The 10,737-nt window shown below is 37.8% G+C and carries 9 protein-coding genes; 2 read left to right on the top strand and 7 right to left on the bottom strand.

Going from position 1 to position 10,737, the window contains the following annotated elements:
* Positions 1-112: 112 nt before the first annotated feature.
* The 3 genes from IEV09_RS12310 to IEV09_RS12300 all read right to left on the bottom strand — a co-directional run bounded on the left by IEV09_RS12310 (position 113) and on the right by IEV09_RS12300 (position 5,047).
* Positions 113-1,459, bottom strand: coding sequence for a glucosaminidase domain-containing protein (locus IEV09_RS12310; protein WP_188368597.1), 1,347 nt, complete (start codon positions 1,457-1,459; stop codon positions 113-115).
* 100 nt (positions 1,460-1,559) lie between these two features.
* A complete protein-coding gene (locus IEV09_RS12305; protein WP_188368596.1) occupies positions 1,560-3,317 on the bottom strand; it encodes an ABC transporter ATP-binding protein in 1,758 nt (585 codons plus the stop codon).
* Complete coding sequence (locus IEV09_RS12300; RefSeq protein WP_188368595.1) at positions 3,314-5,047, bottom strand: ABC transporter ATP-binding protein; 1,734 nt, start codon at positions 5,045-5,047, stop codon at positions 3,314-3,316. Before IEV09_RS12300 ends, IEV09_RS12305 begins: the two co-directional genes overlap by 4 nt.
* Before the next feature lie 445 nt (positions 5,048-5,492).
* Here IEV09_RS12300 and IEV09_RS12295 point away from each other — a divergent pair, with 445 nt between their 5' ends.
* Positions 5,493-5,705 carry a DNA-directed RNA polymerase subunit epsilon gene (locus IEV09_RS12295; protein ID WP_188368594.1) on the top strand — a complete coding sequence of 71 codons (213 nt, stop codon included), beginning with the start codon at positions 5,493-5,495 and terminating at the stop codon, positions 5,703-5,705.
* 1 nt (position 5,706) lies between these two features.
* Entirely contained in the window at positions 5,707-7,386 is a 1,680-nt protein-coding gene (gene rnjA / locus IEV09_RS12290; RefSeq protein WP_188368593.1) for a ribonuclease J1, read from the top strand.
* 201 nt (positions 7,387-7,587) lie between these two features.
* On the opposite strand, the gene IEV09_RS12285 is transcribed toward rnjA, so the two are convergent.
* The 4 genes from IEV09_RS12285 to IEV09_RS12270 form a co-directional block, all read right to left on the bottom strand.
* On the bottom strand, positions 7,588-7,788 hold the full coding sequence (locus IEV09_RS12285) for a cold-shock protein (RefSeq protein WP_188368592.1): 201 nt from the start codon (positions 7,786-7,788) through the stop codon (positions 7,588-7,590).
* 169 nt (positions 7,789-7,957) lie between these two features.
* Positions 7,958-8,650 (bottom strand): RadC family protein, encoded by a 693-nt coding sequence (gene radC / locus IEV09_RS12280; protein WP_188368591.1) that lies wholly within the window; start codon positions 8,648-8,650, stop codon positions 7,958-7,960.
* Between the two features lie 51 nt (positions 8,651-8,701).
* A complete protein-coding gene (locus IEV09_RS12275; RefSeq protein ID WP_188368590.1) occupies positions 8,702-9,364 on the bottom strand; it encodes an HAD family hydrolase in 663 nt (220 codons plus the stop codon).
* Positions 9,361-10,680, bottom strand: a complete 1,320-nt coding sequence (locus tag IEV09_RS12270) for a bifunctional folylpolyglutamate synthase/dihydrofolate synthase (protein ID WP_188368589.1) — start codon at positions 10,678-10,680, stop codon at positions 9,361-9,363. Before IEV09_RS12270 ends, IEV09_RS12275 begins: the two co-directional genes overlap by 4 nt.
* Between the last annotated feature and the right edge of the window lie 57 nt (positions 10,681-10,737).

Below are 10,737 nucleotides of genomic sequence, written 5' to 3'. Positions count from 1 at the left end.
AAAAAACTCCTCTCATAGTAGACTAGAATTTTTGTTTTTTCTAGTGTCTACTATGAGGGGAGCATATCATATCACGTAAGTTCAGGCTTTTTTTATTTACTCAACAACTTTTTTAATCGTATTGACTAAGGTTCCAGTTTTCAATTAGTTGATTCAACTTTGAATCATAAAGCGGATCCGTTGCATATTTACCGGTTAATCCCTTTGTTGCCTCTTTATAGGTTGCTGCATTTTTGCGCCAACTCGCTTGATAAAAAGTACGGTTCCAACTTAAACCTTGGGCTAATAACTTACCATTATCTTCTAATGATGCTTTAGCCGTTGGATATTTACGAAACGAGGCTGCAAGTGATACGCGCTTCCCGTTGACGAATTCATCCGAATGAATATCATATCGACCAAAGCGGCCTTCATCCGCCCCAACTGTAAACTTAATACCAAAGAAATTATTCGCCTCTTTTGTTAATTGACTCTCACCGTAAGCCGATTCTAAAATGGCTTGGGCTATCATAACCGATGGATACAAACCATATTGATTGGCTACTTCTTGTGCGTCCTTGGCGATTTTTTCAACGAATTCATTCTTGTTTTTGTAAGTTGCAGCATAAAAATTTCTTGGTTGTGCAAGCGAAGTATGGTCTTCAATTCGGCGAACTCTAGCACTTGCTATTTGACCCCCGAGCAAATAAGACGACATCGGTAAAACAGGAAGCTCTTGTTCCGGGACGTCAACTGTACTTTCTTGGACTGTGTCTTCGTTGACAACTTCTTCTTGACTTGATTGCTCTGTTGTTTCGGTGGTTTCAATCACTTCTTCTTGCTCTTCTTCAATGATTTCTTCATTCACAAGAGACTGATCGGTTTCACTTACTTCATTAAAGGCTTCTTCAGATAAGAAACCTAACCATTTATTGTTTAAATCGTAGGTATCGTAGTATACCTTACCGTTAAAATGATGATAGGCTCCTTTTAATCGGACTTTTTGCCCGACAAACTCATCTGTTACGTCTTTTTTCTGCCATAAAAAATTTGAAAAAATAGACAGATCACTTGTCGTTATTTCCTTCGTCGCAACAATGGCTTGCTTATGTCCTTCAGCTTGGTCATTCGTCAAAACAACGCTAGAAGATTGAATCAATCCAATCGTTTCTCCTTGACTGTTTTCTAGCGAATAATACATTTCAATCCCTTTTTGATAAGAGTCTTTGATCCAAAATGTCTGATTTAAGTAACTCTTGTCTGATGTTGGCTGAATTTTTTCCCCATCGAGGGTTTCATGTAAACGATAATGTTCATAAGTAATCGTTCCGTATTGCCCCACTGGTTGTTTTTGATACGTCGTTTGGGCAGAAACCTCTTGCAGAGCAAATGGTGTTTGAAAAAACGGGAAGATTAACAAGATACTTGCGACAAATAAGCAAGTGAACTGAAGACGTCGGACAGTTGTTTGGTTTTTCACAATTATTCATTCCTTTAAATTAATGCTAACTTATCTATTATACATGATTGGATACAAAAAAACTCATTCATTAGAAAATTATGAATGAGTTTTTTTAAAATTATTCTGCTTCTTCTGAAAATTGGCTATTATACAGATTCGCATAAAAACCACCTTTTGCAAGTAACTCTAAGTGATTACCTTGTTCAATAATCGAACCTTTATCCATCACTAAGATTAAGTCCGCATCGCGAATAGTTGATAATCGATGTGCGATTACAAAACTCGTCCGATTTTCCATCACTTTATCCATCGCTTTTTGAATCAATGCTTCTAGACGGGTATCAACCGAACTTGTTGCTTCATCCAAAATCAAAATTTTCGGATCGGATATCACCGCACGAGCAATCGTCAAGAGTTGTTTTTGACCAAGTGAGACGTTATCACCTTCTGCGTTGATTAACATGTCATATCCTTCCGGCATTGTGCGAATAAAGTGATCGACGTTTGCTGTCTTTGCAGCGTCAACAACTTCGTATTCGGTCGCATCAAGTTTTCCAAAACGAATATTATCCGCAATAGTTCCTTCATATAACCAGGCATCTTGTAAAACCATACCAAAGAGTGAACGGACATCACTGCGCGCCATTTGTTTTGTATCAAGACCATCAATCTTGATTGCTCCTGCACTAACATCATAAAAACGCATTAACAAGTTAATCAATGTTGTTTTACCTGCGCCTGTCGGTCCAACAATGGCAACCGTTTGTCCAGCTTTTACGGTAAAGTTCAAGTTTTCAATCAAGGGCTTATCTGGTGCATAAGAAAAATCAACATTCTCAAAAACTACTTCCCCATGAACCGTTTCAGGCACGGATAAATTGAATTCGTTTTGCGTTTCTTCTTGCTCATCTAAGATTTCAAACACGCGTTTAGCCGAAGCCGAAGCACTTTGGAGTACCGCTGATAACTGGGTGATATTTCCCATCGGTTGGCTAATTTGCCAAATGTATTGAATGAATGCTTGTAATTGCCCGACAACAATGACCCCACTCATCACGTAAAACCCACCGACAACCGCAACCATAATGTAGGCCAAGTAAGCGGTCAGTTGGACAAGTGGCATCATTAATCCTGAAATAAACGCTGCACGGAAACCATAATATTGTAATTTATGATTGGTTTCTTTAAAGCCTTCTAGCGCTTCTTTCTCCCGTCCATAAACCTTCAACACACTAAAACCGGTCATAGTTTCTTGCACATAACCATTTAATTCTCCTAAAGCATTTTGCATATTGTTAAAGTGTGATTGTGATTTTGATACCACTATTTTTGAAATAATTAACGATACTGGAATCATAATTATCGCTAACCATGCCATCACTGCATTGATATAAAACATCATTCCGACGGCGATAGCAATACTTAACACCGCATTAAAAATCCCAATTAACGCTTGTTGCATCGCTCCACTCACCGCATCAACGTCATTTGTGACGCGTGACAAAACATCCCCTTGTTGATTCTTATCAAAATAAGAGACCGGCAGACGGTTAATTTTGGATTCAATGTCTCGGCGTAAATCTTTCATTGCAGATTGTACGACATTCGTAATTAAAATCCCTGCAAGAAGTTGTGAGACCCCATAACCCAAGCCCACAATAAAAATCCACACGAGGGTCTTTTTAATATAGTCAAAATTCAGTGGTTGACCTTGCGCTAAATTTTTTGCCACTTCTGTCGTTGGCAATCCTGAAACATATGGTAACAACCCATTAAAAATGACCGTTCCCACCGTAAATAAGAGAACAAAACTAAAGCCTACTTTATACGGTTTTAGATAACTTGCTAAGCGTTTCAAAGAAGAAAGGTTTTTCATTTTGCCAACTCCTCTTCTGATAATTGTGATGCCGCAATATCATAGTAAATGGCACACGATTTCAATAACTCTTTATGCGTGCCCATTCCTACCACGTCACCTTCATTTAAAACAATAATTTTATCGGCATCCATAATTGTACCGACACGTTGCGCGACAATTAAAGTTGTCGATTCGGTCGTTTCTTTACCCAGACGCTCACGTAAGCGCGCATCTGTTGCATAATCTAACGCTGAGAAGCTATCATCGAAAATAAAGATTTCTGGCTGACGAATCACTGCACGAGCAATGGCTAACCGTTGCTTTTGACCACCCGAAAAATTCGTACCACCTTCTGAAACTCTTGTGTTCACGCCTTCTGATAATTGTGAAATAAAATCTGAAGCTTGTGCAATTTCCAATGCGCGATTCATTTCTTCTAGCGTGGCATCTTCTTTTCCATAGCGCAGGTTCTCACCAATTGTTCCCGTAAAAAGCAAAGCTTTTTGCGGAATATAACCAATCTTTTGACGAAGTGCTGCAAGTTTGTATTCACGGACATCCACACCATCAATCAAAATTTGACCTTGACTCACGTCATAAAAACGTGGGATTAACTGGATTAACGTTGATTTTCCACTTCCGGTACTTCCAATAAATGCCACCGTTTCACCTGGATTTGCCGTAAAACTAATATTACGAATCACTGGTGTTTCTGAAGGTCCTGGATAAGCAAACGTCACATTTTTAAACTCTAAGTACCCTTTTGTTTCCGTTGTTGTCACACCATCTTCTTTGTCTTTAATCAAAGGCTCTGCCGCGAAAGCTTCTTCAATCCGATTTGCTGATACCGCTGCTCGCGGATACATCATAAAGACAGTCGCAAAGAGCATAAATGAAAACAACGCATGAAAGATGTATTCAATAAATGCAATCAAATCACCTAATAGTAAATCACCCGAGTCAATTTGAATACTTCCAGACCAAATAATTAGGAGCATCACAATATTAAATAGAAAGAAAAAACCTGGCTGTGCAATAGCCATTAAGCGAAAGAGTTTTTTAGAACTTTCCGTATAAGCCTCATTGACCGTTTCAAAACGCTTTTCTTCAAATTTTTCATTCACAAAAGCACGAACAACACGTAAGCCCGATAAGTTTTCACGCAAAATTGCATTGATTCGATCCAAATTGGTTTGCTGTCCTTTTGAGATTGGTTCAGATTTTTTTGCAATCACGAGAATACCAATCAATAGGAAGGGCAATGCTCCTAGCACATACCAACCAAGCGATGGGCTTGTTCGAACAACCATGTAAAGACTGACAATAAACATTAACGGTGTCGTAAAACCGATTCTTAAAATATTTTGCATAAACAACATGATTTGATACGCATCATTCGTTACTCGAGTAATTAACGAAGATACACCGATTTCCTCATATTCATTATGTGAATAGCTCTGAATTTTCTCAAACAAATCATTACGAATACTTTCGACAATATTCGTTGTGATGCGAGCTGTTACAAAACCAAGCAAGATGTTCATTATAATCCCGATGGCAACAATACCAATCATCGATAATCCTATTGTTTTGACATACTCTACATCATTTTTTAAAATCCCGTTATCAATTAATCGGGCGAGCAAGGTCGGTAAACCAAGTTCAATTAAAATAAAGCCAAAAACAAACATAAAATTGAAAAACAATAATTTTTTGTTTTTAATCGTGTAACGCCACATTAACTTCATGAAATCCCTCCTTTTTCCTTTCTTAACTATAACAAATGATTTTCAGTAAAAAAAGAGGCGAATTCATTAATCCCATGGCTTTTTTATACGTAATGAATCTTTTCTACTTTATATATAGAAATTTTCTGATAATCGCAGAATCTTCGACTTGTGATTGACAACCAGTCACTGCTACTTTAATTAATTAGTCTTTCTATACTTCTTATGATTTCTGTGATAAAATAAAAACAAATCCTGTATTGTTATACAGAAACGTTCGGTTGAATTTTTTACATTAAACAGGCAGAAAGCATCGATGAGACTTTCTCTTTTTTCTCACTTACGTCTGAAAAAAGTATATTTAAAGTTATCTTTTTACGAAAGGTCTGTCTCACAGTGACCTTCATTTTGTTGTGTTAAAATGACAACCTTCAAAAATACCTCAACAAATAAAGGAGATTTTTACATGATTTATAAAGTTTTTTATCAAAAGAGCAAAGAGCAAAACCCTAAGAGAGAGCAAACGCACTCTCTTTACATTGAAGCAGAAAGTGAAGTCCTTGCACGCCAACTAGTTGAAGACAATACCCCATACAATATTGAGTTTCTTCAATTATTAGAAGGCAATCATTTAGAATATGAAAAAGAAAATGCAGACTTCACTTTGACGGAGTTTTAAAATGAAAGTTTCACTAAAAAATAACGAAACAGGCGTCTTTGGTATCGGTGGTTTAGGCGAAATCGGAAAAAACTGTTATGGGGTTCAATTCCAAGACGAAATTATTTTGATTGATGCAGGAATTAAGTTTCCTGAAGATGAATTACTTGGAATTGACTATGTAATTTCTGATTATAGTTATATCGTCCAAAACTTAGCAAAAGTCAAAGGTCTGATCATTACTCATGGTCATGAGGATCACATTGGAGGCATCCCGTATTTATTACGCCAAGCCAATATCCCAATTTATGCTGGCCCACTTGCACTTGCACTTATTACGAATAAGTTGGATGAACATGGGCTACTGCGCGACGCCACTTTACATGAGATTAACGAAGAAACCATTATTCGCTTTCGAAAAACAGCAATTAGTTTTTTCCGTACAACTCATAGTATCCCAGATGCTCTCGGTGTCGTTGTAAAAACACCTTCTGGTAATGTTGTTGCAACGGGTGACTTTAAATTTGATTTTACGCCAGTTGGTGAACCTGCAAATCTACATAAAATGGCACGAATTGGTGAAGAAGGTGTACTTTGTTTACTATCAGATAGTACAAATGCTGAAGTTCCAACATTTACTAAATCTGAAAAAACTATTGGGGCATCGATCGTCAAAATTTTTGAAAAAATTGAAGGTCGCGTAATTTTTGCGAGTTTCGCATCGAATATTTTCCGTTTACAACAAGCAGCCGATGCTGCAGTAGCAACCGGACGTAAAATTGCCGTTTTTGGACGCAGTATGGAAAATGCCATTATCAATGGACAAAAATTAGGCTATATTAATGTTCCGAATGGTACCTTTGTTGATGCTTCTGAGATCAATCGGTTACCTGCTAATGAAACAATGATTCTATGTACCGGTTCTCAAGGGGAGCCCATGGCAGCGCTAAGTCGCATCGCTAATGGCACGCATCGTCAAATCCAAGTTCACCCCGACGATACCGTGATTTTCTCAAGTTCACCGATTCCTGGAAACACAAAGAGCGTGAATCAATTGATCAACTTACTCCTAGAAGCTGGTGCTGAAGTTATTCACGGTAAATTGAATAACATTCACACTTCTGGTCATGGTGGTCAAGAAGAACAAAAATTAATGCTTCGATTAATGAAACCTAAATACTTTATGCCCGTTCATGGTGAGTACCGTATGCTAAAAATCCATACAGAACTTGCACAAGACACTGGTATTCCACGCGAAAATTGCTTCATCATGGAAAATGGTGATATGTTAGCTTTAACGGCAGATTCTGCTCGGATGGCTGGTCACTTTAATGCAAATGATGTTTATATTGATGGTAGCGGTATTGGTGACATCGGAAATGTTGTCTTAAAAGACCGCCGTATTCTTTCAGAAGAAGGACTGGTTTTAGCAGTCGCAACTGTTGATATTGAGCGCAAAGAAATTTTAGCGGGTCCAGACATCTTATCTCGTGGCTTTGTCTATATGCGTGAATCAGGCGAAATGATTAGCGAAGGACAAACGATTCTTTTTAACAGTTTAAGAGAAGCCTTAAACCAATCAAACTGTACGGAATACAAGCTAAGAGAAGCAATGTCTGCTGCCTTACAACCTTTCCTATTTGAAAAAACAGAACGTCACCCAATGATTTTATCAATGGTTATGACACCAGAAACAGAATAAAAAAGAAACAGCTAGATTGAAATAATCTAGCTGTTTCTTTTTTACGTGACAACTTTCCTAATTTTAAATAAGTGATTGCATCGTTTAGATAACATAATTTCATGAGCGAAATATTCCTAATGATTTTTTGCTTATGCCATTTCCTAAAGATTAAAAAAGAACTATGACAAAGTTTGTCATAGTTCTTTTGGATTGATTGAATTAAGCTTTGTTAACGTTTGTTGCTTGAGGACCACGATCTGAATCTTCAACATCAAATGTTACTGCTTGGCCTTCTTCTACAGTCTTGAATCCGTCACCTTGGATTGCTGAGAAGTGTACGAATACATCGCTACCATCTTCACGAGAGATAAAACCAAATCCTTTTTCTGCGTTGAACCATTTAACTGTTCCATTTTCCATAAATATAACCTCCTAGTGCTTGTGCACAATGATAATTGTAACCTTTGTTCGTCATACACATAGAGGTCAAACCTTTACTGCTTTAACTCTACTTGCGAAACAAAATTACATACCCTATATTACACGTAAATACCGAACTTTGCAACCATCTATTGCTTATTTTTAATTTTTACAAGCGCTCCCAAAAACCTTCCTCTCGTAAACTGACATACGATTCATTTCCAATAATCAAATGATCCAATAATTCAATCCCCATCATCTCACCACATTCTTTTAAACGGCTTGTGAATGCACGGTCATTAGCGGAAGAAGCCGGATCCCCGCTTGGATGATTATGCACGATAATGATTCGAGCGGCACTATGCCTAACTGCACCACGAAAAATTTCGCGTGGGTGCGCAATTGATTGATTAAGCGAACCGATGAATAGCGTCTGGCGATGAACGATTTCATTTTTGGTATTTAAATACAAACACAGCAAATGCTCCTGTTGGTAATCTTTCAGTTCTTCCATTAATTGCATCGCCAAATCCATGCTTGAACGAATTTTGCCATATTTCGGTTGTAACGCTCGATGAACCCGACTCCCCAATTCCATCATTGCTTTTAATTCAATGGAACGTATCGCTCCAACGCCTTTTATTTGTTGCAACTCATTTAACGTCGCTGATTTAAGATCGTATAAACTGGGAAATTCAGCTAAAATAAGCCCCGATAATTCCATCACATTGTAAGGCCGTGTTCCTGTTCGTAACAAGATTGCTAACAATTCTTGATTCGATAAGGCTTCGGCACCGTAATCTAATAGCCGTTCCCTCGGCATTGAACTTTTGGGTATCAGCTGCTTTTTTTCTTCTATCATAAAAAAAACTCCTTTGCGCATTCTTACTAATAAGATACGCAAAGGGGCTTTTTACTTATTTAAAAAAGATGGAATTGCTGTTAAACTCGGGAAAATCTCAATGACTTTTTCTTCGACTTCTGAAGTCGGTGCCACCAAATCCGGAATCATGATGACATCAATGCCTGCTGCATGAGCGGCAAACACACCATTTTTTGAGTCCTCTAAAATCAACAATTCGTTTTTAGGGCGCGCTAAAAACTGATGCGCTTTTTCAAAAATCTCTGGATCTGGTTTTGCTCGTTTAACGTCTTCAAACGAGAGAATTGTTTCAAATTCATGTGTGATTTTATTTTTATTCAATAAAATATCGATTAAACGACGTTGGTTACTAGAGGCAATCATTTTGGGAACTTCTTTTTCATTTAGAAATTCCAACAACTCCAATACCCCTTCTTTTAAATCTGCTTCTCCAGCTTCAAACATCTCAACTGTTAAATTAAATGTTGTCGCAATAAATTCATTGACCGCTTGGGCCCCAATGACCGGATCATACAGCTCATGGTAAATTTCCCATAACTCTTCATCGCTTATCCCAATGTAACGATGGTATAACTCTTCTGAATAGGATAAACCGATTTTATCAGCCATTTCCTGTGTTGCTTGATAGTACAATTTTTCGGTATCAAACAACAGCCCGTCCATATCAAAAATGATGCCTTGGTAAGTTTTCATTTATTTTCTCCTTTTAATTTAAGTAAATATTGTCTAACTTCTGATACAAAATACAAAGAACCCGTAATTAAAATCACATCATCCTCCGTTGCTTGTTCTAATAATTCAGAAAAACCAACTTGCCATAATGAAGCCACAGAAAGTTTCTTAGGATTGATGGCTTCATAATTGTTTGCTAAACGAATCGCTCGAGGATTATCGAAAGTCGTTAACAAGACTTGGCTTTTTGGTAATTCCGTTAATTGTTTCAACATACCGGAGATATCTTTTGTTTCTAGCGCGGAAAATAAAATCAGAATTTTTCTTCCTTTAAATTCTCGTTGCATGTTATCAACCAAACGAGTGATTGCATGCTCATTATGTGCACCATCTAAAATAATCAATGGTTGCTCACTCACACGTTCCATTCGTGCCGGCCAAGTCGTTTTAGCTAATCCATCGCGAATCCATTTGTGTTGAACGGGAATGTTTTGTTGCTGGCAGTAAGCGTAAAATAGTGCAATGGCTAAACCGGCATTCTCTACTTGATGCGCACCAAGTAACGGTGTTCTTAATTGTTTGATTTTACCAAACTCATTGGAAAAGTCGAAAATTTCACCCCAGTTTTCAGCTGGCCGTTGGTAAGTTACGGTATAATCTTGCTGCAATTGAGTGATTGGTACCTGTTTTTTTTGTGCCTGTTCTTTAATAACCGCTAAAGCATCTTCTCCTATGTTCCCGGTAACTAATGGGATACCTGCTTTAAGAATACCCGCTTTTTGAAAAGCGATTGCTTCCATTGTGTCTCCCAAGATATCGGTATGATCCATGCCAATGGTTGTAACGCCAGTTAAAATTGGCGTGATGACATTGGTTGAATCCAATAATCCCCCTAAACCAACTTCAATAATCGCAACATCCACCGCTTGTTCCGCAAAATAGTCAAATCCCATGACGGTCAACAATTCAAATTCGGTTATCCCAACGAGCTTTTCATCTTGATCCATTTGTTCGACAAGATGCTTGTATTTATCGACAAGCGCGATGAGTGCTTCATCCGTAATAACGGTTTGATTAATCATGATTCGCTCATTGAATGTTTCGATATACGGCGAAGTAAAACTGCCGACCTTTAGGCCCATTTCTTGAAGCATGTTTTTTAGATAACTAACGGTTGATCCTTTACCATTCGTTCCCGCAATGTGAATCATCGGAACTTTTTTCTCTGGGTGATCAACGAGTGCTAATAACGCTTCGACTCGTTCCAACCCTGGACGCATACCAAATGGTAAACGGCTATGAATCCACTGAATTGATTCTTCAACTGTCTCTAACATTTTCCTTCACCTCATGGCTATTATACCAAATCGGGCTAAGATGTCATTGAAAAAAAC

The sequence above is a fragment of the Enterococcus alcedinis genome (genome assembly GCF_014635985.1).
GTDB classification, from domain to species: Bacteria; Bacillota; Bacilli; order Lactobacillales; family Enterococcaceae; genus Enterococcus_I; species Enterococcus_I alcedinis.
This window is presented reverse-complemented; position numbering and strand designations above follow the sequence as displayed.

What these genes read in the sequence shown, in the direction of transcription:
- IEV09_RS12305 (WP_188368596.1), bottom strand. Translation starts at nt 3,317, where the DNA reads ATGAAAAACCTTTCTTCTTTGAAACGCTTAGCAAGTTATCTAAAACCG.
- IEV09_RS12300 (WP_188368595.1), bottom strand. Translation starts at nt 5,047, where the DNA reads ATGAAGTTAATGTGGCGTTACACGATTAAAAACAAAAAATTATTGTTT.
- IEV09_RS12295 (WP_188368594.1), top strand. Translation starts at nt 5,493, where the DNA reads ATGATTTATAAAGTTTTTTATCAAAAGAGCAAAGAGCAAAACCCTAAG.
- rnjA (WP_188368593.1), top strand. Translation starts at nt 5,707, where the DNA reads ATGAAAGTTTCACTAAAAAATAACGAAACAGGCGTCTTTGGTATCGGT.
- IEV09_RS12285 (WP_188368592.1), bottom strand. Translation starts at nt 7,788, where the DNA reads ATGGAAAATGGAACAGTTAAATGGTTCAACGCAGAAAAAGGATTTGGT.
- radC (WP_188368591.1), bottom strand. Translation starts at nt 8,650, where the DNA reads ATGATAGAAGAAAAAAAGCAGCTGATACCCAAAAGTTCAATGCCGAGG.
- IEV09_RS12275 (WP_188368590.1), bottom strand. Translation starts at nt 9,364, where the DNA reads ATGAAAACTTACCAAGGCATCATTTTTGATATGGACGGGCTGTTGTTT.
- IEV09_RS12270 (WP_188368589.1), bottom strand. Translation starts at nt 10,680, where the DNA reads ATGTTAGAGACAGTTGAAGAATCAATTCAGTGGATTCATAGCCGTTTA.